The organism is Cellulophaga omnivescoria, from assembly GCF_001999725.1.
GTDB lineage: Bacteria > Bacteroidota > Bacteroidia > Flavobacteriales > Flavobacteriaceae > Cellulophaga > Cellulophaga omnivescoria.
In genome coordinates, this window is the sequence record NZ_MDDP01000001.1 from 179,350 (window position 1) to 205,671 (window position 26,322).

The following is a 26,322-nucleotide window of genomic DNA, read 5'->3' on the forward strand; positions in this document are numbered from 1 at the left end:
GGCAGTATTAGTTTCCTAGAGCAGCCATTTTTATTGCTGCTATTGCAGCTTCTGTTCCTTTATTACCGTGTTTACCTCCACTACGGTCTATTGCTTGCTGCAAATTATTATCTGTTAACACGCAAAATATAACAGGTGTATCTGTTAATACATTAAGATCCTTAATACCTTGTGCAGTTGCACTGCATACAAAATCAAAATGTTTGGTTTCTCCTTGTATAACGCTGCCAATAGCAATAACTGCATCTACTTTTTTTGTAGCAATCATTTTTTTACTACCATAAGTAAGTTCAAAACTACCAGGAACATCCCATCTTACAATGTTTTCTTTTACAGCGCCACAATCTAAAAGAGCTTCTATAGCTCCATTATATAGCCCTTCTGTAACTTCTGTGTTCCATTCTGAAACAACAATCCCAAACCGAAAATCTTTCGCGTTTGGGATTGTTGTTTTATCGTAAACTGATAAATTTTTATTAGCCGTAGCCATATCTATATTATTTAGCTTTTCCTATAAATGCATCAATTGTTGTTGCCTCTATAGATGTAGAAAATTCGTTTTTAACTCTTTCAAAATACTTTAAAGCTTTATCTTTTTTACCCAACTCTAGTGCTGCCACACCTGCTTTATATAAATACCTTGGTGTAGTAAAATCATTATCACCTTGTGCAATTGCTTTTTCATAGTAATCTAAAGCATCTTCCGTTTGGTTTAATTGCATAAAAGCATCTCCTATACCACCCTTTGCTAAAGCACCTAAAGTAACATTATCTGTACTAAAATCTTCTAAATGATTAATAGCTTCTTGGTAGTTTTTTAAATTTAAATAAGCCATACCTGCAGAATAATTTGCCAAGTTAGCTGTAGGAGTACCACTGTAATCTTCAATAATATCTAAAAAACCGTATTTACCTTCAGACCCATTAAGAGCTAAAGTTAATAAGGAATCTTTATTTGCAGATGCATCATTTAACGCTTGGTCTAGGTACTGTTGTGGGTAGTACATTTCGTTATTAGCATCATTAATTTTAGGATTTTGAACAAAATTAACATAAGCTAAGTAAGCTAATACTCCAACTGCAATAACACCTATAACGCCTAAAATGGCCTTTTGGTTTTTTGCAACCCACTCTTCAGATTTGGACGCACTTTCATCTAACGTATTAAAAACCTCTGCAGTTGTACTATCTTGTTCTTGTATTTCTACTTCTACTTGTTCTTCTTTAGTCTTTGGTTTGTATCCTCGCTTTTTATATGTAGCCATAGTTAATTTTATTAATCGCGCAAAAATAAAGTTTTTATTGAAATCTAAAACCTTATTTATTCGTTATTTTTCAATAATTTGCGAGTTCTCTTATATTTTTAAAATAAAACTTGCCAAAAACAGAATGCTTTTAAAGAAATTATCGCTTGTAAATTATAAAAATTTTGACTCTAAAGAATTTGATTTTGACGCCAAAATAAACTGCTTTGTTGGTAGTAATGGCGTAGGAAAAACAAATATTTTAGACGCTATTTACCATTTATCTTTTGGCAAAAGTTACTTTAACCCTATTGCTTCTCAAAACATAAAACACGGCGAAGATTTTTTTGTTATTGATGGTTTATTTTTAAAAAATGAAAGAGAAGAAAAAATAATTTGTAGCCTAAAAAAAGGTGCAAAAAAGGTAATTAAACGAAATGGCAAAGCATACGATAAATTTTCGGACCATATTGGTTTTTTACCTTTAGTAATTATTTCTCCGGCAGACCGCGACCTTATTTTAGAGGGAAGTGATACTAGACGAAAGTTTATAGATGGTGTTATTTCACAATCTAATAAAGAATATTTAACAGCTCTTTTAAAATATAACAAAATACTTTTACAACGTAATTCTCTTTTAAAATACTTTGCAGTAAACCACACTTTTGATAAAACCACACTAAGTGTATATAATGAGCAATTACAAGAATACGGCACATTTATACACCAAGAACGTGTTGCTTTTTTAAATGATTTTATTCCTATTTTTAAAGAACAATATGCTGCAATATCTGGCGGAAAAGAAAATGTAACAATTACTTATAACAGTAAATTATTACATAAAGATTTGCTACAGTTATTTAATGAAAGTTTAGAAAAAGACAGAGCCGTACAGCATACAACTGTTGGCACGCATAAAGATGATTTATCTTTTGAAATTAATGAATATCCCGTAAAGAAATTTGGTAGTCAGGGCCAACAAAAATCGTTTTTAATTGCTTTAAAGTTAGCACAGTTTAACTTTATTAAAGCGCAGGCCAAAACAACTCCTATTTTATTATTAGATGATATTTTTGATAAACTAGACGAGAACCGAGTAGCACAAATAGTGTCTTTAGTAGATGATGATAATTTTGGACAAATTTTTATTAGCGATACACACGCAGACCGAACTGAAAATGTGGTAAAAAACATACACCAGAGTTATAAAATATTTAAAATATAACTAGTTGTACTTACAGTTTATATTTTATATTCATAAAACAAAATAACATTAAAAGTTGCCGTTATTTTATACTTAAATTTGCACACCCAAACCCTAAAATTGTATTTAAAATATTTTTAAAAATGAAAAAAACAGCTCTAATATGTTTAACATTGCTAGTTATTGCCTGTGGTAGCCCAACAACTGTAAAAAAAGAAGACATAAAGCTGCTTAACGGTTATTGGGAAATAAATAAAGTTTTTTTTGCTGATGGCACCAGCAAAGAGTATAAAGCAAACCCAGTAATAGACTTTTTTGAAATTAACAACCTAAAAGGATTTAGAACAAAAGTAAAGCCAAAAATTGGAGGCACTTTTATAGCTAATAATGATATAGATAAGGTTACCATTACCCAAAAACAAAGTACCTTTACCATATTATACAGTAACAGCCTTACGGAAAGAGAAGAAGAATTAATAAACCTTACAAAGGACTCGTTTACCGTTAAAGACACAGAACAAATTACATACGTTTACAAACGCTACCAACCTATACAAATAGAGCAATAATGGCAAAACGAAAAAAAGAAAACCTACAATTAGGAGATCTTTTACAAGATTTTATAAAAGAAAATAAGCTAGACCGAGGTATAGACGGTGTAGATACGCGTGCTGCATGGAAAAACCTTATGGGGCCTGGTGTAAATAACTACACTACAGCTGTAGAATTGCGTAATGGTACTTTGTACGTATCTCTAAGTTCTTCTGTTTTGCGAGAAGAATTAAGTCACGGCAATTCAAAAATTATTAAAATGATAAATGAAGATTTAGGAAAAGAAGTGGTAAAAAAATTAGTACTACGTTAAATACTTTTCATTTTAAAACATAAAAAAACCATCAAGCAAAAACTTGATGGTTTTTTAGTATGTTGTAATGTAAATCTAGAAAATTTCTCTTCCTGAAAAATGGAAAGCTCCTTCAATAGCAGCATTCTCATCACTATCAGATCCGTGAACTGCATTTTCTCCTATAGAAGTTGCATATAATTTACGAATAGTACCCTCTGCAGCTTCAGCTGGGTTAGTAGCACCAATAAGAGCTCTAAAATCTTCAACAGCGTTATCTTTTTCTAAGATAGCAGCAACAATAGGACCTCTAGTCATAAATTCTACTAACTCTCCAAAAAACGGACGCTCGCTATGTACAGCATAAAATGCTTCTGCATCTCTCTTGCTTAACTGCGTATATTTCATAGCTACAATTTTAAAACCTGCAGATGTAATTTTCTCTAAAATACCACCAATGTGACCATTTTCTACACCGTCTGGCTTAATCATTGTAAAAGTTCTGTTTGTAATCATCGTCTTTTAAATTTTTTGCAAAAATAATGCTTTTAATATAACACGCAACAAATTAGTTTAAAAGCTTGTAAAGCAAGTGTTAATAGATTGTTAGGTTTATAACAGTAAGTAACTTAATAGGTTTGTTTTAATTCTCCTAGCACCTTACCATTATCGCCAATCATTTTAAAGTTTACTGTTTTAGTGTCAAAATTAAAATTTAATACTCCAAAACTTTTCACAAATACTACATCTCCTACCCTGTATGGGTTTTCTTCTCCAGAAAAACCTGTGTATGTATGTGTTAATCCACTACTTGTAAAATCTACCAGCGGATAATTTAAATCTTTTACTGTGTCTACAGAAAACTCAGATATATGTCGGTCTCCAGACAATATCATTGCGCCTTTAGCCTTAGTTTGTACTAAAAGTTTTTTAAGTTTATCTACCTCATGCGGAAAATTTCCCCATCCTTCAAAACCGTGTTTGTTAGATAAATATTGAACACTACTCACCAAAATATTAAAATCTGCATCAGAATTATTTAGCTCTTCCGTTAACCATTTCCACTGCTCTTTACCTAAAATAGTTCCTTCTCCGTAAACATTTGGTTGCACACGCCTTTTGTTGTCTGTAGCTGGCGTTAGTGCTGTTCTAAAATAGCGCGTATCTAAAACCAGTACTTTTATTTTTCCTTTTGGCAAATTATAATTATGCACTGCATAAACACCTTCTCTTTGTCTACGCGGACTATCTTTAGCAACATCCATAAAGTCTAAAAACTCTTGTTCACTTTCTTTTTTAGCCTTAAACTCTACTCCACCGTCATTTAAACCATAATCATGATCATCCCAAGTACCAATTACAGGTACAGTTTCTTTTAACTTTTTGTAACCAGGCACATTGTCTTGAGCTGTGTAAATTGCTCTTAACTGCTCCATATTATCTGTATCTGCATAAATATTATCTCCTCCCCAAATCCACAAATTAGGATTGGCTGCTAAAACATCATCCCACAAAGGGTTTACCTCATCATGCTTGTTACAGGAGCCAAAAGCAATAGTAAAATCAGATTTAGTTATTGGAGAAACAACAGTATTAGCTGTTTTAGTGGTTTTGCAAGCGCCAAACACTACCAATAAACCAAGTATAAAAATAGTTTTCTTCAAAATATTAAAATTATAGTTTAAGTAACAATTTTAAGACTATTTTTTCACATACTAAAGCATTATACAAGGTATTAACCAAAACATAAGATTGGTGTTATAAAAAGCCAACGGTATTTTGAGCATTTACTAAAAACACTATCTTTGGTGCATATGAATATAGAAGATAGTAAAGTAGTGAGCTCCTTACTTAGCTCACCACAAAAAATAGTTATAATACCACATAAAAATCCAGATGGTGATGCCATAGGTTCTACCTTAGGATTAATGCACTACCTAAAAAACAAAGGACAACAAGCAGTTGTAATTGCTCCTAATGACTTTCCTAAGTTTTTAAAATGGATGCCAGGACAAGAAGAAATCATTATTTTTGAAAATGATAAAGATCTCGCAGAAAAATACATTGCAGAAGCTAGTCTAATTTTTACGCTAGATTTTAATCATTTATCTAGGGTTGGTTTTATGCAAGAAACCTTAGAGGCTGCAGAAGGTACCTTTATAATGATAGACCACCACCAAGCACCGGCAGATTATGCAAAAGTTACCTATTCTGATGTGCATATGAGCTCTACTTGCGAAATGGTTTACAATTTTATTGAAGCTGTAGAAGATACTTCTAAAATTACTGCAGATATTGCCAATTGCTTGTATACAGGCATAATGACAGATACTGGCTCTTTTAAGTACTCATCTACAACAAGCAGAACACACCGCGTAGTTGCAGATTTAATTGATAAAGGAGCAGAAAATATGGCTATACACAATAAGGTGTTTGACACCAATTCTCCTAGTAGATTACATATTTTAGGTTGTGCCCTAAAAAATATGGTGATACTAGAAGATTACCATACTGCATACATTACACTTAGCCAAGAAGAGTTAGATGAAAACGACTTTAAAAAAGGAGACACAGAGGGTATAGTCAATTACGGACTTACTTTAGACAATATAATTTTTGCCGTTATTTTTATTGAAAATAAAGATGAAGGAATTATAAAAATATCATTTAGATCTCAAGGTAATTTTTCTGTAAACGAATTTGCAAGAGCGCATTTTGAAGGTGGCGGGCACGACAATGCCGCTGGCGGTAAAAGCAATGTTTCTTTAGAAGAAACCACAGCAAAATTTGTTGCTTTGTTAGACAGTTATAAAGATCAATTAAAAGGATGAAAAAAGTTATATACTTAGCACTAATATTGTGCTTTATAAGTTGTGATGGTCCAGAACCAAGAAGACCTATAGAAGTAAAAACAGGTAGTTACATAAAACAATCTATAAAACGAAATAAATTACTACTTGCAGAAGAAGAAGCAATTATACAACGTATAATAGAAAAGGATACTGCCCACAACTACATAAGTGGTACAAACGGAGCTTGGTACTATTACAATAGTAAAAACCAAGAAGACATAAAAACTATTAAACCAGATGATTTGGTTACTATGCGTTATAGCTTACTAGACCTTAATAATGATACTATTTATGGTTTTAATGAAATTGGAACAATAAAATACAAGGTAGACAAACAGGAATTATTTTTAGGTTTGCGTACAAGTGTAAAACTCTTAAAGGAAAATGAAACCGCTACCTTTTTATTTCCTTCTTCTTTAGGCTACGGCTACCACGGAGACGATAATAAAATAGGAACCAACATACCTTTAAAAGCAGTAGTATCTATATTAAAAGTAGAAAAAGATAGTATTCTAAATTAAAAATAAACTAAAAAAGGAAAAATGAAAAAAAGTTTTTTAATCTTATTAATAGCTGTATCTGCAATGGTAGGCTGTAAATCGGGACAATATGCAGACCTAGAAGACGGTTTATATGCAGATATAAAAACCAATAAAGGAGATATGTTGGTTAAGTTAGAGTACAATTTAGCACCAGTTACTGTTGCTAATTTTGTTTCCTTAGCAGAAGGTAAAAGCCCGTTTGTAAGTGAAGAGTATAAAGGAAAAAAATATTATGATGGTATTATTTTTCATAGAGTAATGAAAGATTTTATGATACAAGGAGGAGACCCAACAGGCACTGGTATGGGTAACCCTGGCTACAAATTTAAAGACGAGTTTAGCGACTCTCTACGCCACACTAAAAAAGGAATTTTATCTATGGCTAATTCTGGACCAAAAACAAATGGCAGCCAGTTTTTTATAACCCATGCTCCTACTCCTTTCTTAGACGGTTTAGATGAGTTTGGTAATTTAAAAAATTGTGATAATCCTAGAGTTGGATGTCATTCTGTTTTTGGTGAAGTTGTTAAAGGTTTAGAAGTTATAGACTCTATTGCAAATGTAAAAGTAGCTGCAAAAAACAGACCTATAGAAGATGTTGTTATCTCTACCATAGAAATAGTAAAAAAAGGTAAGGAGGCTAAAAATTTTGATGCAATTAAAGTGATGACATCTTACTTTGATGAAGAAAAAGAAGAAGAAAAAAGGCAACTAGCTTTAGCTGAAGAAGCTAAAAAAACAGAAGCTGCTTTTGCTGCTAAAACTGCAGAGCAAATTAAAAAAGCAGAAACTTTACCATCTGGATTAAAAGTGCTAGTGTTAAAAGAAGGTACTGGACCAAAACCAAAAATTGGACAGAAAGCTTTAGTAAACTATGCCGGCTGGTTAAGTAATGGCAGCTTGTTTGATACTACTATGGAAGATGTTGCTAAAGAATTTGGTAAGTACGACATTATTTACAAAATGCACGGCAATGACCTTAGTCCTTATCCAATGGATTATAGTCCGGAATCTAGGTTAACAGCAGGTTTTAAAGAAGGTTTATTACGTATGAAAGTAGGAGACAAAGTTCGTTTGTTTATTCCTCCACATTTAGGATATGGTGAACAAGGTGGCGGACCAATTCCTCCAAACGCCGATTTAATTTTTGATGTAGAAATTACTGGTATTCAATAACCTATCTTTTATTTACAAAAATTTTTCAATAAATTAAAAGACTGCTTTTGGCAGTCTTTTTTATTTGTAATACATTTACTACAAATAATTCTCCCCAAGTAAACCTTTAATTAATAAAAAGCTATGAAAACATTTGCATTAAAAACAGTATTACTAGTATTTTTCTTGTCCTTCTTATCCTGTGACAATTCATCTAACGACTTATTAGATGCTATTAATGATAATAATGGAGATACTACAGAAGAAGATAATACTAATGAAGAAGAAACAAACAACAGTAACAACACTGCAAAAACTGTTGTAGATGCGTACGGACAACTACGCATTAAAGGAAGTAAAATTGTAGACAAAAATGACAACGCAATACAATTACGTGGTATGTCTTTATTTTGGAGCCAATGGATGCCACAATACTATACAACAGGCACCGTATCATGGCTAAAAGAGGATTGGAACGTTACCATTGTAAGAGCAGCTATGGCTGTAGAAGATAACGGTGGTTACTTAAGCAACCCAGAAAGAGAAAAAGCTAAAGTATTTACCGTTATAGATGCTGCTATAGAACAAGGTATTTATGTTATTGTAGATTGGCACAGTCACCATGCAGAAAACCATTTAAATGAAGCGAAAAGTTTTTTTGCAGAGGTTGCACAAAAATACGGAGACAAGCCTAACATTATATATGAAATTTATAACGAACCTTTAGATGGTGTATCTTGGAATAACACACTTAAACCTTACCATGAGGCAGTTATTAAAGAAATTAGAAAGTATGACCCAGACAATATTGTTGTATGCGGTACAAGAGTATGGTCACAACGTGTAGATGAAGTAATTGGCAATGAAATTAATGATGCCAACGTAGCGTATACTCTTCATTACTATGCAGCTAGTCATAAACAATATTTAAGAGATATTGCCAAGCAAGCTATAGATAACAACTTGGCTATTTTTGTTACAGAATATGGCACTACAGAATACACTGGTGATGGTTATGTAGACGCGGCAGAAAGCAAAGCTTGGTGGGCATTTTTAGACGAAAATAAAATATCATGGTGTAACTGGTCTATAGCAGATAAAAACGAAAAATCTGCTGCATTAACTCCTGGAGCTAGTGGTAATGGCAATTGGAGTCTAGACCAAGTAACGGAATCTGGAAAATTAGTACGTACAGAATTAATAGAAAAGAATCCTACTTTCTAAATAAAACCTTAATACTAAAAAATCCCCATTTGATATTTTCAAATGGGGATTTTTTTAATAAAGTTATATAATGCTTTAAGCCGGACTATTTTTTAGCACTTCTAAAGTAAATTTCCAAAACTTTTGTACCGATGATATACTAACACGTTCATCTGGTGAGTGAGCTCCTTTTATAGTTGGCCCAAAACTAATCATATCCATATCTGGATAGTTTTGTCCTAAAATACCACATTCTAAACCAGCATGGCAAGCAACAACTTTAGCGTCTGTACCAAAAACGGTTTTATACTGTGCACTTAACACTTTTAAAATAGCTGAATCTGGGTTTGGGTTCCACCCAGGATAATCACCACTAAAGTCTACCTTAAAATCAGCCAATTCAAAAACAGATTTTAATGCGTAAGCTAAATCCATTTTTCCAGAGTTAACAGATGACCTAGTTAAACAACCAATTTTAATTGCTCCGTCTTTTACTATAACTCTTGCTATGTTATTAGATGTTTCTACCAAGTCTGCCATACTTGCACTCATAGCATACACACCATTATGCGCTGCATAAATACCACGTAGCATTTTTTGCTGAGCTTCTTTTTCCATAACACTTTCGGGTAAGGAAACCTCCGTTAAAGAAATCACTAAATTTGGTTCTGTAACTTTTAATTCAGATTTAATTGTATTTACCAATTTTTCAAAATTAGCCAAAAACTCATCTGTAACTTTTACAGCAACAATAGCATTACTTTCTCTTGGTATTGCATTACGCAAACTACCACCATCAATCTCAGAAATGGCTAAATCTGTGTATAAACTTATATTATACAGCAACCTATTCATTATTTTATTAGCATTACCTAAACCACGGTGTATATCCATACCGCTATGGCCACCATTTAAACCTTTAACCGTAACTTTATAACCAGTAAAGTTTGCTTGCACAGGCTCTAGTTCATAAATTCTTCTTGCTGTAACATCTACACCTCCTGCACAGCCTATATCAATTTCATCATCCTCTTCTGTGTCTAAATTTAAAAGTATATCTCCTTGCAAAACACCACCTTTTAAACCCATTGCTCCTGTCATTCCTGTTTCCTCATCAATAGTAAACAAGGCCTCTAGTGCAGGGTGTGGTATATTTATACTTTCTAATAAAGCCATAATTGTAGCAACACCCATACCGTTATCTGCGCCTAATGTGGTTCCTTTAGCCCTAACCCAGTCACCATCTATATACATTTGTATACCTTGTGTATCAAAATCAAAAATAGTATCGTTATTTTTTTGGTGTACCATATCTAAATGGGACTGCAACGTAACCATTTTTTTATTTTCTAAACCTGGTGTTGCTGGTTTTCTAATAATAACATTACCAACCTCATCTTTTAAAGTTTCTAGTTGTAAAGAAGCGCCAAAATCTAACATAAACTGTATTACACGCTCTTCCTTTTTAGAAGGTCTTGGCACGGCATTTAAATCTGCAAATTTGTTCCAAACTGCTTTAGGTTCTAACTCTCTTATATCTTTACTCATTTCTTTTTATTTTCTAGACTTCAAAATTACATAATAGAAAACGATTTTATACCTTGTATTGCTTATTTTTGATATAATGAAGTCTAAATTAAAAAATGGTATTGCTCTTTTTTTACCGGTACAAATTGTATTCGTAAAATGGTTGGCTAACTACCCTGCTTTTATTGAAGAATATTACAGTAATGGTTTGTACCAATACATTTCTATCTTTTTTAGGTATTTATTAGGTTGGATACCTTTTTCTGTTGGTGATATTTTATATGCTAGCCTTATTATTCTTACTATTAAATACCTTATTACTAAACGACAGTATATTAAGAAAAAACCATTAGTTTTTTTAAGAAATATAGTAGTTGTATTATCAATTGCATATTTTACTTTTCATTTTTGCTGGGGATTAAACTATTACAGAGAGCCGTTGTATAAAACGTTTAGCATAAATGAAAACCATTCTATAACAGAATTAGAATCTTTTGTTTCTAGGTTAATAAAAAAAACAAATACCATACACACTTCTATTACCGCAGATAGTACCAAAGCTGTGGTAATGCCATATAGTAAAGAAGAAATATACAACCTAACCACAATAGGATATACAGAACTGCAAAAAAAATATCCACTATTTAATTACCAAACTCCTAGTTTAAAAACATCATTATTTAGTACAGGATTAAGCTATGCAGGTTATGGCGGTTATTTAAATCCGTTTACTAATGAAGCACAAGTTAATGGCAAAATACCCTTATACAGATATCCTGTTGTTGCAGGTCATGAAGCCGGACACCAAATTGGCTATTCGGCAGAAAATGAAACTAATTTTATTGGCTATTTAGTAACTGTAAACAATAAAGACAAATACTTTAAATATGCTGCTTATTCTTATGCACTTAGTTACTGTTTAAGTGATATTAGATATAATGATCCTGAGCTATTTAATCAGCTTTATGCGAAATTAAATATTGGAGTTAAAAAAAACTATCAAGAGTTAAGTACCTTTTGGAATAATTATGAAAATCCAATGGAACCCGTTTTAAAATCTGTTTACAGTACTTTTTTAAAAGCGAATAACCAAAAAGATGGAATGAAAAGTTATAGCAGAATAGTAACATTATTAGTTGCTTATCATCAGAAACACTCATTATAAAAGCCAATTACGTATTATTAACTTGAATTTATAAGCAAACAAGCAACGTAATTTTAACATTTTATTACAACTTTCAAATGACTGTTTATCTATCTTTAGACAGACTAATTTACTAATCAACTCAAAAAGAAACCGATATGAGAATACGACTCCTATCGCTTGCCTTATTTTTGGCAAGTGCTACCGTGTTTGCACAGGATTATTTCCCTACAAACACTGGTGTAAAATCCAAAAACAATAATTACACCGCCTTTACAAACGCTAAAATTTTTGTTACTCCAACACAAATTGTAGAAAACGGAACACTACTTATTAAAAACGGAAAAGTAGTACAAGTTGGCAAAAGTGTAACTGTACCTAAAAATACAGTAACAGTAGACCTAAAAGGAAAATCTATTTACCCATCATTTATAGATATATACTCGGACTTTGGTATTAAAAAACCAAAAGCCTCTGGCGGTAGATCTACACAGTACGAAGCCACAAGACACGGCTATTATTGGAATGACCACATAATGCCAGAAAACAATGCTTTAAGTGTTTTTAAATTTGACGCTAAAAAAGCTGCCGAATACCAAAAAGCTGGCTTTGGAGTAGTAAACTCGCATATACAAGATGGTATTGCCCGCGGTACAGGTATACTTGTTACTCTTAATGATGATGGCACAAACAGTGACCGTATAATAGACGACAGATCTGCACAATACTTCTCTTTAACAAGAAGCGCAGTAAAAAATCAATCTTACCCATCTTCCTTAATGGGTTCTTTAGCTTTATTAAGACAAATGTATTCTGATGCCGCTTGGTACGCTAACGGCAATAGTGAAACAAAAGACTTGTCACTAGAAGCATTAAATAAAAACAAAGGTTTGGTTCAAATTTTTGAAGCTGGTGACAAAGGTCACGCGCTTAGAGCAGATAAAATTGGAGACGCAAACAACATACAGTATGTAATTTTAGCTGGCGGTAATGAATACGAAAGTATTGCAGATATTAAAGCTACAAATGCAACTTACATTTTACCTATAAATTTTCCGGATGCCTATGATGTATCTAACCCATACCAAGCAGATAATGTTTCTTTAGCAGATATGAGACGTTGGAACCAAGCACCATCTAACCCAAAAGTATTGGCAGATAACAGTATTCCTTTTACGTTTACTACACATGATCTAAAATCTCCTGCTGCTTTTAAAGACAAGTTATTAAAAGCAATTGCATATGGTTTACCTAAAACTAAAGCGTTAGAAGCTTTAACAACTGTACCAGCACAAATACTTGGAAAGTCTGGTCAAATAGGTTCTCTTAAAAATGGTAGTTATGCAAACTTTTTAATTACCTCTGGAGATATTTTTGATAAAAACACTACCCTTTATGAAAACTGGGTTCAGGGACAAAAAAATGTAATTACAGACAAAGACGTAAAAGATATAAGTGGTTCTTACAATTTAGCTATTGATGGCACAACTTATAAGTTAGAAATTAAAGGAGCTACAGATAAGCCATCTGCAACTTTAAAACAAGACTCTACCACCATTAAATCTAAATTCTCATACAAAGAAAATTGGGTAGACCTTGCTTTTACAACTAATGAAGGTGAAAAAAGATATAGAATGACAGGTATTGTTACTCCTAACTCTACCAACATTAGCGGTAAGCTTGTTTTACCAAATGGATCTGAGTCTACCTTTGTTGCCACAAAAACTGGAGACGTAGATAAAAAAGATAAAGATAAAAAAGATATATCTACACCAGAATTAATGCCTGTTACCTACCCTAATGTTGGTTATGGCTATACTACTAAACCTAAACAAGAAAATATTTTATTTAAAAATGCTACAGTTTGGACTAGTGAAGAGGCTGGCATACTAAAAAATACAGATGTACTTGTAAAAAAAGGTAAAATTGTAAAAATAGGCACCAACCTAAATGCTGGCGGAGCAACAGTTATAGATGCTACCGGAAAACACCTAACGGCTGGTATTATAGATGAACACTCGCACATTGCAGGCTTAAGTATTAATGAAGGCGGACAAAATTCTTCTGCTGAAGTTAAAATGGAAGATGTAGTAGATAATGAAGATGTTGATATTTACCGTAATCTGGCTGGTGGTGTTACTTCTATTCAGTTATTACATGGTTCTGCAAACCCAATTGGCGGACGTTCTGCCTTACTAAAGTTAAAATGGGGAGAAAGTGCAGATAAAATGATTTATGATAATTCTCCTAAGTTTATAAAATTTGCTTTAGGTGAAAATGTAAAGCAAAGTAACTGGGGCAGTCGCTCTCGTTTTCCACAAACAAGAATGGGTGTAGAGCAAATGTTTATAGATTATTTTCAGCGCGGAAAAGAATATGATGAAAAGAAAAAAAGTGGCCAACCTTATCGTTATGATGAAGAAATGGAAGTACTTGCCGAAATTATTAACGGAGAACGTTTTATTAGTTGCCACTCTTACGTACAGTCAGAAATTAATATGTTAATGAAAGTTGCAGAAAAGTTTAACTTTAAAGTTAACACTTTTACACATATTTTAGAGGGTTACAAGGTTGCAGATAAAATGAAAGAACACGGGGTTGGTGCATCTACATTTAGTGACTGGTGGGCTTACAAGTATGAGGTTAATGACGCTATACCATACAATGCTGCAATAATGCAGAGCCAGGGTGTTACTGTTGCCATTAACAGTGATGATGCAGAAATGTCTAGAAGATTAAACCAAGAAGCTGCCAAAACTGTAAAATACGGAGATATGACAGAGCTAGAGGCTTGGAAAATGGTAACTATTAACCCTGCTAAATTATTACACTTAGACAATCGTGTAGGGAGTATTAAAGAAGGTAAAGATGCAGATTTAGTACTTTGGAACAACCACCCACTATCTGTTTACGCTAAAGCAGAAAAAACTTTAATAGAAGGTGTTGTATATTTTGATTTAGAAAAAGACAAACAACAAAGAGCTGCTATTAAAAACGAAAGAAACAAGCTTATTACTATGATGCTTGAAGAAAAAGAAGGTGGCAAACCAACACAAAAGCCTATTAAGAAACAAAAACCTAAGTTCCATTGTGACACTATGGACACGGAGTGGTAAGCGTAATAGACAACATATAAAATTACAGAAATGAAAAAAATTATATACATACTGCTAGTACTTTGCCTTAGTGCAAATGGGTTTGCACAACAAACACCTGCTAGCCCACAAAAAGAAGCCATTACCATAGAGGGAGCCGTTGCTCACCTAGGTGATGGCACAGTTATAGAAAATTCTCTTATTATGTTTGAAGGTGGTAAAATTACCTTTGTAGGAGATGCTAAAATGAGAATTGCCCGCAAAGGAAAGGTTATTGATGCCAAAGGCAAACACGTTTATCCTGGTTTTATTGCTGCTTGCACAGTTTTAGGTTTAGTAGAGGTAGATGCCGTAAGAGCAAGTGATGACCAAGCAGAAATTGGTGGAATGATTCCGCACGTAAGAAGTTTAATTGCTTACAACTCTGAATCTAAAGTAATAGAAAGTATGCGTCCTAATGGTGTGCTTATGGCACAAATTGCTCCTAGAGGTGGCGTAATACCAGGTACATCTTCTGTTGTACAGTTAGATGCTTGGAACTGGGAAGATGCAGCAGTTAAAACTGATGACGGTATACATTTGCACTGGCCAAACTCTTACAGAAGAGGTCGTTGGTGGATGGGTGAGCCAAGAGGTTTACAACCAAATAAAAATTACACAAAAGACATCTCTAAAGTAGTAGATTTTATTGTAAACGCTAAAGCTTATAATGAAACCACTGCTAAACCTTTTCATCAAGAGTTTGCCGCAATGGAAGGACTTTTTTCTGGAAAACAAAAATTATATGTGTATGCAGATGGTGAAAAAGAAATTATAGACGCTGTAACAACTTTAAAAGAAAATGATATTAAAAATGTTGTTTTAGTTGGCGGATATAATGCTTACAAAATAACAGACTTTCTAAAAAAGAACAATATTCCTGTTTTAGTAAGAGCAATGCATAATTTGCCTAGCAACAACGATGATGATTATGACCTACCATACAAAATGGCTAAGTTATTAACAGATGGTGGTTTGCTAGTTGGGATACAAAATAATGGTGAAGCAAACTTCCAGAACAGAAACTTACCATTTTATGCTGGCCAAGCTGTAGCTTATGGTATGGAAAAAGAAGCAGCTTTGCAATTAATTACTAGTAATACAGCTAAAATTTTAGGAATTGACGGTACACACGGTACGTTGGCTGTTGGTAAAAGTGCTACCTTATTTATTTCTGAAGGAGATGCCTTAGAAATGCGCACTAACAAACTACAAAAAGCTTTTATAGATGGTAGAGATGTGTCTTTAGAAACGCACCAAACAGAATTATATAAAAGATATATGGGTAAATATAACAAAGGAGAGTAACTCTTTTGTATACTTAAAATAAAAGCCTCCAAAACATACGTTTTGGAGGCTTTTTTATTTTGTGTGTTACAATAACTTATTCCTGTATTTTTCCCTCTACAAAAACTGCTGCATCAGGCTTTGCAAAAAATGATGATGGTTTAGCCTCTTCACTAACTTTTATATTTTCAAAAGCAACAGTCTTTCTTGCATCTTTAATTAAGCCGTTTTCTACATTATGCCAAGTAATAGATTTTGGCAGTAACAAACCATTAACAGTGGTCCAATCGTTATAATGTATCCAACTGTACTTATTACTAACCTCTCCACTTCTATAACTAACGCTATAACCTAACCAAGCCATTTTTTTAGTTTTAGGGTCAAAATGTATAAAGTACAAATCCTTGTATGATGCGCCTACACCAGGATTGTAACTAATTTTTATTCCAGGATAACCTTTACCCTCAAAAACTACAGGTTCAGTTTCTTCGTAAACAATTCCATCATCACCTAAAACAAAAGGCATTGCATAAAAGTAAAACATAAGGTTATGGTAAAAAACAGCATCACCTTTAAATTCACCTTTAGTATCTAACAACCAAGTTTTTGTACCATTATAACCAATAGTATGGTTTGGGGTAACTATTTTATCTTCTCTTGTATGTAAATTAACTGTATGTGTTTCGGTTGCATTTGGCTTAGGAATATCAAAAACTAAACTTTTCATATTTTTCCAGGTATTTATCCCTCCATGAGCCTCAAAAACCTGTTGTAATTCAGTTGGGTACGTATTAATTTCTACCTCTAATACTTCTTCTGGCTCTTTTGCCACTGTAGGAATTTGTTTTTTATCTTGTTTACAAGAGACTATAAACACAGAAAATAAGGCCAATGCTAAATACTTCATTTTAAAAAAATTTAATTTATTAGTTATAATTTACAATTCGTCGTAATGCTAATCTATAATTTACAATATTACATTACTTTTGTTGTAATGAATACATTTAAACAAATAACAAGCTTACAAAATCCGCTTATTAAAAAAACTTTAGTACTAAAAGACAAGTCTAGAGAGCGCAAAAAAAGTAATCTTTTTGTGCTAGAAGGTGCTAGAGAGTTACAACTTGCTTTAAAAGGAAACTATAGTATTAACACCTTGTTTTTTTGTAAAGATTTAATTTCTGAGCAGGCTATTACAGACTTAATTAAAAATAATAGCACCACAAATGTTATAGAGGTTAACTTAGATGTGTACCAAAAAATAGCATACAGATCTACTACAGAAGGTGTAGTAGCACTTGTAAAAAGTAAAAATCACAGTTTAACCAACCTAGAACTTTACAACAATAAACCGTTAATTTTGGTTGCAGAGGCTCCAGAAAAGCCAGGTAATATTGGTGCCTTATTGCGTACTGCAGATGCAGCAAATTTAGATGCTGTTATTATTGCTAATCCTAAAACAGATCTGTACAACCCAAACATTATACGTTCTAGTGTTGGTTGTGTATTTACTACTAAAATTGCAACGGGCTCTACTTCAGAAATTATAGCATATTTAAAAGAAAACAATATTGCTACGTATTGCGCTGCATTAACCGCTTCAAAAACATATACAACTGTAGATTATACCAGCGGATCTGCCATTGTAGTTGGTACAGAGGCTACTGGTTTATCAAAAGAGTGGTTAAGCAACTCTAACCAAAATATTATAATTCCTATGGAAGGGCAAATAGACTCTATGAATGTTTCTGTTGCTGCAGCTGTAGTTATTTTTGAAGCTAAACGACAAAGAAGATAGTATTTACTATTTTTACAAAACCAAACCACCACCAATAACTATATATATGAGTATTCTTTTTTATGTAATACTAGGCATTATTGTATTGCAGTTTACAATAGATGCAGTTGTAGATTATTTAAATGCTAAAAAATTTAAAGAAGCCATACCGCAAGAATTAAACGGTATTTTTAATGAAGAAGAATACATTAAATCTCAGCGCTACAAGACTGCCAACTATAGATTTGGAGTTTTTTCTGGCAGCTTTTCTGTACTATTAACCATTTCTTTTTTGCTTTTTGGAGGATTTGCATGGGTAGATAATTTTGCCCGTAGTATAACAGAAAACCCCATTTTAATTGCAATTATTTTTTTTGGTATTATAATGATAGGAAACAGTATTTTAAACGTACCATTATCTTACTATAGCACCTTTGTAATAGAAGAAAAATTTGGCTTTAATAAAACTACTAAAACGTTATTTTTTATAGACTTAATTAAAAGTTGGTTTTTAACAGCTATTATTGGCGGTGCCCTTTTGGCGCTAGTAATTTGGTTTTATAATTGGGCAGGAACAAATTTTTGGATATATGCTTGGGTAGTAATTTCTATCATCTCAATTTTTATGAATATGTTTTATAGCAAGCTTATAGTGCCGCTATTTAACAAACAAACGCCTTTAGAAAATGGCAGTCTAAAAACCAAAATTGAAGAGTATGCCCAAAAAGTTGGGTTTGAGCTACAAAATATTTTTATAATAGATGGCTCTAAGAGATCTACAAAAGCAAATGCATATTTTTCTGGTTTTGGTAAGCAAAAAAGGGTTACATTGTGTGATACGCTTGTAAAAGATTTAAATGAAGAGGAGATAATTGCCGTTTTAGCGCATGAAGTTGGGCATTACAAACGCAAACATATCTTATTTAATTTAACAGCATCAATTTTACTTACGGGCTTAACATTATACATTTTATCTATCTTTATAAATACACCTAGTATTTCTTTAGCCATTGGTGTAGATGTACCAAGTTTTCATGCTGCATTAATTGGTTTTGGTATTTTATACAGTCCTATATCAGAAATCACAAGCTTAATAATGAACTACTTATCTAGAAAATTTGAATACCAAGCAGATGATTATGCAAAAAATACATATGCATCTATGCCATTAATAACATCATTAAAAAAACTTTCTAAAACAAGTTTAAGTAATCTTACACCCCACCCTGCGTATGTTTTCATGAACTACTCTCACCCTACTTTAATTGACAGAATTAACAATTTAAAAAAATAATTTTTGTTGATTATTAACAAACTTTAATGTAATTTTAGTTTATATGACAGAAGCTGAAATAGAAAAAGAAAATAAAGAAATTACACGCCAGTATAAAGAATTACTACGCGTTAGTTACTTAACACTTTCTGATGAAGATAAAAAACTCATTAGATCTGCTTTTGAAATTGCTGTAGATGCACACAAAGACCAACGCAGAAAATCTGGTGAAGCTTATATTTTTCACCCAATAGCTGTTGCAAGAATTGTAGCTTCAGAAATAGGGTTAGATGCTGTATCTATAGCCTCTGCACTACTGCATGATGTTGTAGAAGACACAGAATATACACTTGCAGATATAGAGCGTTTGTTTGGTGAAACTGTAGCTAAAATTGTAGATGGTTTAACTAAAATTGCTCACCTAAAAAAGGATATGAATGTATCCCAACAGGCAGAAAATTTTAGAAAAATGCTTTTAACCTTAAATGATGATGTTAGGGTTATTATTATTAAAATAGCAGACCGTTATCACAATATGCTCACTATGGATTCTATGCCAGAGCATAAACAGCTAAAAATAGCTTCTGAAACACTTTATATTTATGCGCCTCTTGCACACAGAATAGGACTTTACAACATAAAAACAGAACTTGAAGATTTAAGTTTAAAGTATACAGAGCCCGAAGTTTATAATGACATTTTAGATAAAATTGAAGAAACTAAAGAAGAGCAACAAGAATACATAGACTCTTTTTCGCATACCATACAAGACTCTTTAGATAAAGAAGGATTAAATTACACCATTAAAGGCCGTATGAAGTCTATTTTTTCTATTCGTAGAAAAATGAAAGTACAAAATGTGCCTTTTGATGAAATTTATGACAAGTTTGCTATTCGAATAATTTACAAATCAGATAAAGCAAATGAAAAATTTTTAGCGTGGAAAATTTACTCTGTAGTAACAGACAATTTTACTCCTAACCCCGTACGCTTACGAGATTGGATATCTTCTCCTAAATCTACGGGTTATGAAGCCTTGCACATTACCGTTATGGGACCAGATGCCAAATGGGTAGAGGTACAAATACGTAGTGAGCGTATGCATGAAATTGCAGAAAAAGGATATGCTGCACACTTTAAATACAAACACGGAGACCAAAAAGAACAAGGCATAGAGGTTTGGTTAAATAGACTACAAGAAGCTTTAGAAAATGCCAATACAAATGCGGTAGATTTTGTAGAGGAATTTAAACTAAACCTATATTCTAAAGAAATATTTGTTTTTACACCACAAGGAGATTTAAAATCCTTACCAAAAGGTGCAACTTCTTTAGATTTTGCCTTTCATATACACTCAGAAATTGGATTAAAGACCAGAGGAACTAAAGTAAATGGCAAGCTTGTACCTTTAAATACTATTTTACATAGTGGAGACCAAGTAGAGGTAATTACATCAGAAAAAAGCAAACCTAACCAAAGCTGGCTAGACTATGCTACTACAGCACGCGCAAGATCCAAAATTAAATCTTCATTAAGAGAAGAGAAAAAAGAAATTGCAGAAGAAGGTAAGGAAATTCTTCGTCGTAAATTAAAATCGCAAAAAATTAGTTTTAATGAAGATACTATAAACAAAATGGTGTCTCACTTTAAACTAAGAACAAGCTTAGATTTGTTTTACAGAATTGCCACTGGCTCTATAGATAATAATCAAATTAAAGATTTTGCATCATCATATAGCAACGCCTTTATCAGTTTCTTTAAAAATAGAATTAGAAGAAATACAACACCAGAAAACATAGATAAAGAAGAGATTACTGCAAAGTATGATCAGTTAGTTTTTGGTAAAGAAGAAGAAAAATTAAAATATAAACTGTCTCAGTGTTGTAACCCAATACCTGGTGATGATGTTTTTGGTTTTATTAGTGTAAACGAAGGTATTAAAGTACATACTAAAAATTGTCCAAATGCCATATCTTTACAATCTAATTATGCATATAGAATTATACAAGCTAAGTGGATAGATTCTTCTCAGCAAGAATTTACAGCAAATATAAAATTAACCGGAATAGACAATATTGGTTTAATTAGTGACTTAACTTCAATTATTTCTCAACAAATGCACGTGAATATGAGAAGCGTAAACTTTAGCACAGATGGCGGCACTTTCTCAGGAAAAATAACGGTTGTAGTTAAAAATAATTCTATCTTAATTAAGCTTATTAACAATTTAAAGAAAATTAACGGTATAGATAAAGTAGTTAGACTTTAAAATTTACACTACATTTGCAAACCGAAAAGCTGTAGAAAATACTATGGGTAGTAACAAAAATCAAGACATTGTAAAAAATGTCTTCACGACTTTTTTAGAGGAAAACGGACACAGAAAAACACCCGAACGCTACGCTATACTCCAAGAAATTTACGAAAGTGAAGATCATTTTGATATAGAATCTCTTTATATTAAAATGAAAAATAAAAACTATAGAGTAAGTAGAGCAACCTTATACAACACTATTGAACTTTTATTAGATTGTAAATTGGTACGTAAACACCAATTTGGCAAAAATCAGGCTCAGTATGAGAAATCTTATTTTGATAGGCAACATGATCATGTTATACTAACAGATACAGGTGAGGTAATGGAGTTTTGTGACCCTAGAATTCAGTCAATAAAAAAAACAATAGAAGATGTGTTTGATATTAAAATAACAAACCACTCACTATATTTTTACGGAACAAAAAACAAAAAAGAAAACAACTAACCAATTACAAGTAATGGCAGTAGATTTACTACTAGGACTCCAATGGGGAGACGAAGGAAAAGGAAAAATTGTTGATGTATTAACTAAAGATTACGATATTATTGCTCGTTTTCAAGGTGGGCCAAATGCCGGACATACCTTAGAGTTTGACGGTATTAAACACGTACTTAGAACAATACCATCTGGAATTTTTCATAAAAAAGCAATGAACGTTATTGGTAACGGTGTTGTTATAGACCCAGTTGTTTTTGTAAAAGAATTAGAAGGTTTAGACCAGTTTAATATAGATTACAAGGCTAAACTAATTATTTCTAGAAAAGCACATTTAATTTTACCTACCCACCGCTTGTTAGATGCAGCTTCTGAAGCATCTAAAGGAAAAGCTAAAATTGGTTCTACATTAAAAGGTATTGGTCCAACTTATATGGATAAAACTGGTAGAAACGGTATGCGTGTTGGAGATTTAGAATTAGATTCTTGGAAAGAGAAATACCGTCATTTAGCAGATAAACATGAAACTATGATTAGTTTCTACAATGTAGATGTACAGTACGATTTAGAAGAGATGGAAGTTGAATTTTTTGATGCTGTTGAACGCTTAAAAGAATTAACTTTTATAGATAGTGAAGAATATTTAAACCAAGCCATAAAAGCTGGTAAAACAATACTAGCAGAAGGCGCACAAGGTTCTTTATTAGATATTGATTTTGGAACATACCCTTTTGTAACTTCTTCTAACACAACTGCAGCTGGTGCTTGTACTGGTTTAGGTATTGCTCCTAACAAGGTTAAGGAAGTTTACGGTATTTTTAAAGCTTACACTACACGTGTTGGTTCTGGCCCATTCCCTACAGAATTGTTTGATGAAGTTGGTGCCAATATGGCTAAAGTAGGCCATGAATTTGGCGCAGTAACTGGTAGGCCTCGCCGTTGTGGCTGGTTAGACCTTGTTGCTCTAAAATATGCTTGCCAAGTTAACGGTGTAACACAATTAAATATGATGAAGGGCGATGTACTTTCTGGTTTTGACAGCCTACAAGTATGTACTGCTTATGAGTACAAAGGAGAAAAAATTTCTCATTTACCTTATAACATAGAACCAGAAAATGTAAAACCTATTTACACAGAGTTCCCTTGTTGGAAAGAGGATTTAACAAAAATGACAGATCCTTCTCAATTCCCTAAAGAATTAAATGAGTACATAGATTTTCTAGAAAAAGAATTAGAAATTCCTATTAAAATTATTTCTGTTGGTCCAGATAGAAAACAGACAATTAATAGATAAACATAAAAAGCCACATTTTAAAAATGTGGCTTTTTTTTTATGCTACAATAGACTAAAAAGAGCATAATCTTAAATCTATGCCAATCTGTTATCAGAACAATCAAAAAAAACCTATTTTTGACCAAAATTTTAAGACTTGCTTAAATACAAATTAGTTATTGGCTTAATCTTATTTGTTTTTAGTGTTAACGCACAAGATAAATCAACAGAAAAAAAACAAATAAAAATAGTACACGGTGCTAACTTCACTAAAGATGAAGTTAAGCTACCTGGTGCATCTATATTTAGTAGAGATAGTGAAAGACAAGTAGAGTTTGAACACCAAGGAGCAACCCTTTGGTGTGATGTTGCTGTGTTTTACCCAAAAGAGAACAGACTTCTTGCGATAGACAATGTACGTATGCAGCAAGGAGACTCTATACAAATGGATAGTGGCAAACTTGAATATTTTGGAGATATTAAACTTGCAAAGGCATCTAAAAATGTAGTTTTACAAAGTCCAGATGCTACACTTACCACAGATACTTTATATTTTGATAGAGAAAAACAAGAATCTTACTACAGACATTTTGGAACTATAGTAGACACCGCTAATACAATAAAAAGTAGAATTGGTAGGTTTTTTATGGAAACCAACAAATACCAGTTGTTGGATAGTGTTACTGTAGAAAATCCTAAATACCACTTATTGTCTGAGCAAATGGATTATTACACAGATTCAGAACACGTTTATATGTATGGTCCGTCTACAATTACAGGAAAAGACTATGTAATGTATTGCGAACGCGGATATTACGATTCTAAAGTAGAAACGGGTTATGGTATAAAAAATACACGCATAGATTACAGCAATAAAATTATTGAGGGAGACAGCGTTTACTTTAACAAAAGAAAACAATTTGCATCTGCAACTAATAACATAGTAGTTACCGACACCGTAAACGATGGTGTTATTAGAGCGCATTACGCAGAAGTATACAAAGAAAAAGATTCTGTTTTTGCTACCAAAAGAGCTGTTGCTATTAATGTAATGGAGAAAGACTCTTTATATATGCATGGAGACACTTTAATGGTAACTGGCAAACCAGACAATAGAATTATACGTGCGTTTAGAGATGCAAAGTTTTTTAAAACAGATATAAGTGGTAAATGTGATTCTATACATTTTGATCAAAAAACTGGAATAACGCAACTTATTACAAACCCTATTATTTGGAATATAGACAACCAAATGACAGGAGATAGCATACATTTAATAAGCGATTTAGAGACGGATAAATTAGACTCTTTAAAGGTAATTAATAATGCTTTTATAATATCTTTAGATACAATTAGTAAAACCGGTTACAACCAAGCTAAAGGCAAAAACCTATTTGGCAAGTTTATTAATAACGAACTTAATTTTATAGATCTAGTACAAAATGTAGAGGTTATTTATTACTCTTATAATGATCAAAATGAGTTTATTGGTATAGATAAATCGCTCTGTGGTAAAGTTACTATGGAGATGAAAGAAAACGCAATAGACGTAATAACGTACTATATTAATCCAAGTGGCGACACTTTTCCTGAGGGCCAAGAACCAGAAACAGGTGTTAAATTAAAAGGTTTTGTGTGGTACGGAGACCAGCGTATTTATACCAAAGATGATATTTTTGGAGAAGATGATAACAACATTGTTCTACCCGTAATTAGAGGAATTAGCAACCCTATAGATATAGATGCTGAGGAACAAGAAAGACATAAAAACCAAGGAGATCCCATAAATAATCCGCCAAACACTAAGGCTACAAGAAAAAAAGGAACTCCAAAACCCACATTATCCAAGCCACAGTCTAAACTTAGGCAACAAAAATAAATTACAGGTGAAAAAGGACTTTTTACACTACCAAGCACAAACTAGTCCGCATCCTTTAACTTTACAAGTTTCTAGAGCTAGCGGCAGTTATATTTATGATGAAAACAACAATGCACATTTAGATTTTGTTGCAGGTGTTTCTGCTTGCACTTTAGGTCATTGTCACCCAAAAGTGGTAGATGCAATTACCAAACAAGCATCAGAATATATGCACGTTATGGTTTATGGAGAATATGTACAAGAACCAGCTGTAACCTATGCAAAGTTTTTAGCTTCCCTACTACCCCCTAATTTAGAAACTACCTATTTGGTTAATTCTGGAACGGAAGCTATAGAAGGAGCCTTAAAATTAGCCAAAAGAACCACAAAAAGACATAAAATTATTGCAGCTCGTAATTCTTACCACGGTAATACTATGGGCAGTATGAGTGTTTCGGGTGCAGAATCGCAAAAAAGCGCTTACAGGCCGCTAGTGCCTGGCACAACTTTTATAGAGTTTAACTCTGATAAAGATCTACATAAAATTACTACAGATACAGCTGCTGTAATTTTAGAAACAATACAAGGTGGTGCTGGTTTTATAGTACCAACAAACAACTATTTACAAAAAGTAAGAACACGCTGTACAGCTGTTGGTGCCTTATTAATTTTAGACGAAATACAACCAGGGTTTGGTAGAACAGGTAAGCTATTTGCTTTTGAGCACTACAACTGTATACCAGACATTTTAGTTATTGGTAAAGGTATGGCCTCTGGTATGCCTGTGGGTGCTTTTGTGGCATCAAACCAAATAATGAAAAACCTACAAACCAATCCTAAACTAGGACATATTACAACTTTTGGTGGAAATCCTGTTATTGCTGCCGCAAGTTTAGCTACTTTGCAGGAGTTAACTACAAGTTCGCTTATTAATGATACTCTAGAAAAAGAAAAATTGTTTAAAAAGCTCCTAAAACACAAATACATTTCAGAAATACGGGGCAAAGGTTTAATGCTAGCTGTTATGTTAATAAATGCAGATATTACAAACCATGTTGTAATGCATTGCGCTAAAAACAGACTAATATTATTTTGGTTATTATTTGAGCCCAAAGCACTACGTATTTCTCCTCCACTAACTATTTCTAATGAAGAAATTAGTAAAGGATGCAAGCTTATTTTAGAGGCTTTAGACTCCTACAAAAAGTAATTTGTTAACTATTTTGTTAATAATATACACTGTAGTATTCAA

General features: G+C 32.7%; 23 protein-coding genes. 17 read left to right on the forward strand and 6 right to left on the reverse strand.

Annotated features, from left to right (window positions below; genetic code table 11):
* Positions 1-7: 7 nt before the first annotated feature.
* Together ribH and BFJ87_RS00845 are read right to left on the reverse strand one after the other, a co-directional pair.
* Positions 8-490 (reverse strand): 6,7-dimethyl-8-ribityllumazine synthase, encoded by a 483-nt coding sequence (ribH, locus tag BFJ87_RS00840; protein WP_077398691.1) that lies wholly within the window; start codon positions 488-490, stop codon positions 8-10.
* Between the two features lie 7 nt (positions 491-497).
* Positions 498-1,265, reverse strand: a complete 768-nt coding sequence (locus tag BFJ87_RS00845) for a tetratricopeptide repeat protein (protein WP_077398693.1) — start codon at positions 1,263-1,265, stop codon at positions 498-500.
* 124 nt (positions 1,266-1,389) lie between these two features.
* Between BFJ87_RS00845 and recF the strand changes: the two genes are divergently transcribed.
* The 3 genes from recF to BFJ87_RS00860 all read left to right on the forward strand — a co-directional run bounded on the left by recF (position 1,390) and on the right by BFJ87_RS00860 (position 3,313).
* Positions 1,390-2,469 carry a DNA replication/repair protein RecF gene (recF, locus tag BFJ87_RS00850; protein WP_077398695.1) on the forward strand — a complete coding sequence of 360 codons (1,080 nt, stop codon included), beginning with the start codon at positions 1,390-1,392 and terminating at the stop codon, positions 2,467-2,469.
* Positions 2,470-2,591: 122 nt separating this feature from the next.
* Positions 2,592-3,017 carry a hypothetical protein gene (locus BFJ87_RS00855; RefSeq protein ID WP_077398697.1) on the forward strand — a complete coding sequence of 142 codons (426 nt, stop codon included), beginning with the start codon at positions 2,592-2,594 and terminating at the stop codon, positions 3,015-3,017.
* Positions 3,017-3,313 (forward strand): DciA family protein, encoded by a 297-nt coding sequence (locus BFJ87_RS00860; RefSeq protein WP_077398699.1) that lies wholly within the window; start codon positions 3,017-3,019, stop codon positions 3,311-3,313. Before BFJ87_RS00855 ends, BFJ87_RS00860 begins: the two co-directional genes overlap by 1 nt.
* Positions 3,314-3,388: 75 nt before the next feature.
* Here the strand turns inward: BFJ87_RS00860 and BFJ87_RS00865 are convergent, their stop codons facing one another.
* Entirely contained in the window at positions 3,389-3,808 is a 420-nt protein-coding gene (locus tag BFJ87_RS00865) for a nucleoside-diphosphate kinase (protein ID WP_013619847.1), read from the reverse strand.
* Between the two features lie 113 nt (positions 3,809-3,921).
* Entirely contained in the window at positions 3,922-4,956 is a 1,035-nt protein-coding gene (locus tag BFJ87_RS00870; RefSeq protein WP_077398701.1) for an alkaline phosphatase D family protein, read from the reverse strand.
* 150 nt (positions 4,957-5,106) lie between these two features.
* Here BFJ87_RS00870 and BFJ87_RS00875 point away from each other — a divergent pair, with 150 nt between their 5' ends.
* From BFJ87_RS00875 to BFJ87_RS00890, 4 genes are all read left to right on the forward strand, one after another.
* Complete coding sequence (locus BFJ87_RS00875; protein WP_077398703.1) at positions 5,107-6,123, forward strand: DHH family phosphoesterase; 1,017 nt, start codon at positions 5,107-5,109, stop codon at positions 6,121-6,123.
* Positions 6,120-6,665, forward strand: coding sequence for a gliding motility-associated peptidyl-prolyl isomerase GldI (gldI, locus tag BFJ87_RS00880; protein WP_077398705.1), 546 nt, complete (start codon positions 6,120-6,122; stop codon positions 6,663-6,665). Before BFJ87_RS00875 ends, gldI begins: the two co-directional genes overlap by 4 nt.
* 21 nt (positions 6,666-6,686) lie before the next feature.
* Positions 6,687-7,862 (forward strand): peptidylprolyl isomerase, encoded by a 1,176-nt coding sequence (locus BFJ87_RS00885; RefSeq protein ID WP_077398707.1) that lies wholly within the window; start codon positions 6,687-6,689, stop codon positions 7,860-7,862.
* Positions 7,863-7,985: 123 nt separating this feature from the next.
* Complete coding sequence (locus tag BFJ87_RS00890) at positions 7,986-9,065, forward strand: glycoside hydrolase family 5 protein (protein WP_077398709.1); 1,080 nt, start codon at positions 7,986-7,988, stop codon at positions 9,063-9,065.
* 75 nt (positions 9,066-9,140) lie between these two features.
* Here BFJ87_RS00890 and BFJ87_RS00895 read toward each other — a convergent pair whose 3' ends face one another.
* Positions 9,141-10,592 (reverse strand): aminoacyl-histidine dipeptidase, encoded by a 1,452-nt coding sequence (locus BFJ87_RS00895; protein ID WP_077398711.1) that lies wholly within the window; start codon positions 10,590-10,592, stop codon positions 9,141-9,143.
* Between the two features lie 76 nt (positions 10,593-10,668).
* Between BFJ87_RS00895 and BFJ87_RS00900 the strand changes: the two genes are divergently transcribed.
* From BFJ87_RS00900 to BFJ87_RS00910, 3 genes are all read left to right on the forward strand, one after another.
* Positions 10,669-11,736, forward strand: coding sequence for a DUF3810 domain-containing protein (locus tag BFJ87_RS00900; protein ID WP_077398713.1), 1,068 nt, complete (start codon positions 10,669-10,671; stop codon positions 11,734-11,736).
* Positions 11,737-11,873: 137 nt separating this feature from the next.
* Positions 11,874-14,831 (forward strand): amidohydrolase family protein, encoded by a 2,958-nt coding sequence (locus BFJ87_RS00905; RefSeq protein WP_077398715.1) that lies wholly within the window; start codon positions 11,874-11,876, stop codon positions 14,829-14,831.
* Between the two features lie 30 nt (positions 14,832-14,861).
* On the forward strand, positions 14,862-16,157 hold the full coding sequence (locus BFJ87_RS00910; RefSeq protein WP_077398717.1) for an amidohydrolase family protein: 1,296 nt from the start codon (positions 14,862-14,864) through the stop codon (positions 16,155-16,157).
* A 76-nt stretch (positions 16,158-16,233) separates the two neighbouring features.
* On the opposite strand, the gene BFJ87_RS00915 is transcribed toward BFJ87_RS00910, so the two are convergent.
* Positions 16,234-17,043 (reverse strand): DUF6503 family protein, encoded by an 810-nt coding sequence (locus BFJ87_RS00915; protein ID WP_077398718.1) that lies wholly within the window; start codon positions 17,041-17,043, stop codon positions 16,234-16,236.
* 87 nt (positions 17,044-17,130) lie between these two features.
* Here BFJ87_RS00915 and BFJ87_RS00920 point away from each other — a divergent pair, with 87 nt between their 5' ends.
* From BFJ87_RS00920 to BFJ87_RS00950, 7 genes are all read left to right on the forward strand, one after another.
* Positions 17,131-17,934, forward strand: coding sequence for a TrmH family RNA methyltransferase (locus BFJ87_RS00920; protein WP_171974445.1), 804 nt, complete (start codon positions 17,131-17,133; stop codon positions 17,932-17,934).
* 46 nt (positions 17,935-17,980) lie between these two features.
* Positions 17,981-19,207: a M48 family metallopeptidase gene (locus BFJ87_RS00925; RefSeq protein WP_077398783.1), complete on the forward strand. Its 1,227-nt coding sequence runs from the start codon at positions 17,981-17,983 to the stop codon at positions 19,205-19,207.
* Positions 19,208-19,250: 43 nt separating this feature from the next.
* Positions 19,251-21,455 carry a RelA/SpoT family protein gene (locus BFJ87_RS00930; protein WP_077398721.1) on the forward strand — a complete coding sequence of 735 codons (2,205 nt, stop codon included), beginning with the start codon at positions 19,251-19,253 and terminating at the stop codon, positions 21,453-21,455.
* Positions 21,456-21,498: 43 nt separating this feature from the next.
* Positions 21,499-21,948 carry a Fur family transcriptional regulator gene (locus BFJ87_RS00935; RefSeq protein ID WP_013619861.1) on the forward strand — a complete coding sequence of 150 codons (450 nt, stop codon included), beginning with the start codon at positions 21,499-21,501 and terminating at the stop codon, positions 21,946-21,948.
* Positions 21,949-21,961: 13 nt separating this feature from the next.
* Positions 21,962-23,233, forward strand: a complete 1,272-nt coding sequence (locus BFJ87_RS00940) for an adenylosuccinate synthase (RefSeq protein WP_077398723.1) — start codon at positions 21,962-21,964, stop codon at positions 23,231-23,233.
* A gap of 136 nt (positions 23,234-23,369) precedes the next feature.
* A complete protein-coding gene (locus BFJ87_RS00945; protein ID WP_077398725.1) occupies positions 23,370-25,091 on the forward strand; it encodes an OstA-like protein in 1,722 nt (573 codons plus the stop codon).
* A gap of 7 nt (positions 25,092-25,098) precedes the next feature.
* Positions 25,099-26,280: an aspartate aminotransferase family protein gene (locus tag BFJ87_RS00950; RefSeq protein WP_077398727.1), complete on the forward strand. Its 1,182-nt coding sequence runs from the start codon at positions 25,099-25,101 to the stop codon at positions 26,278-26,280.
* Positions 26,281-26,322 lie beyond the last annotated feature (42 nt).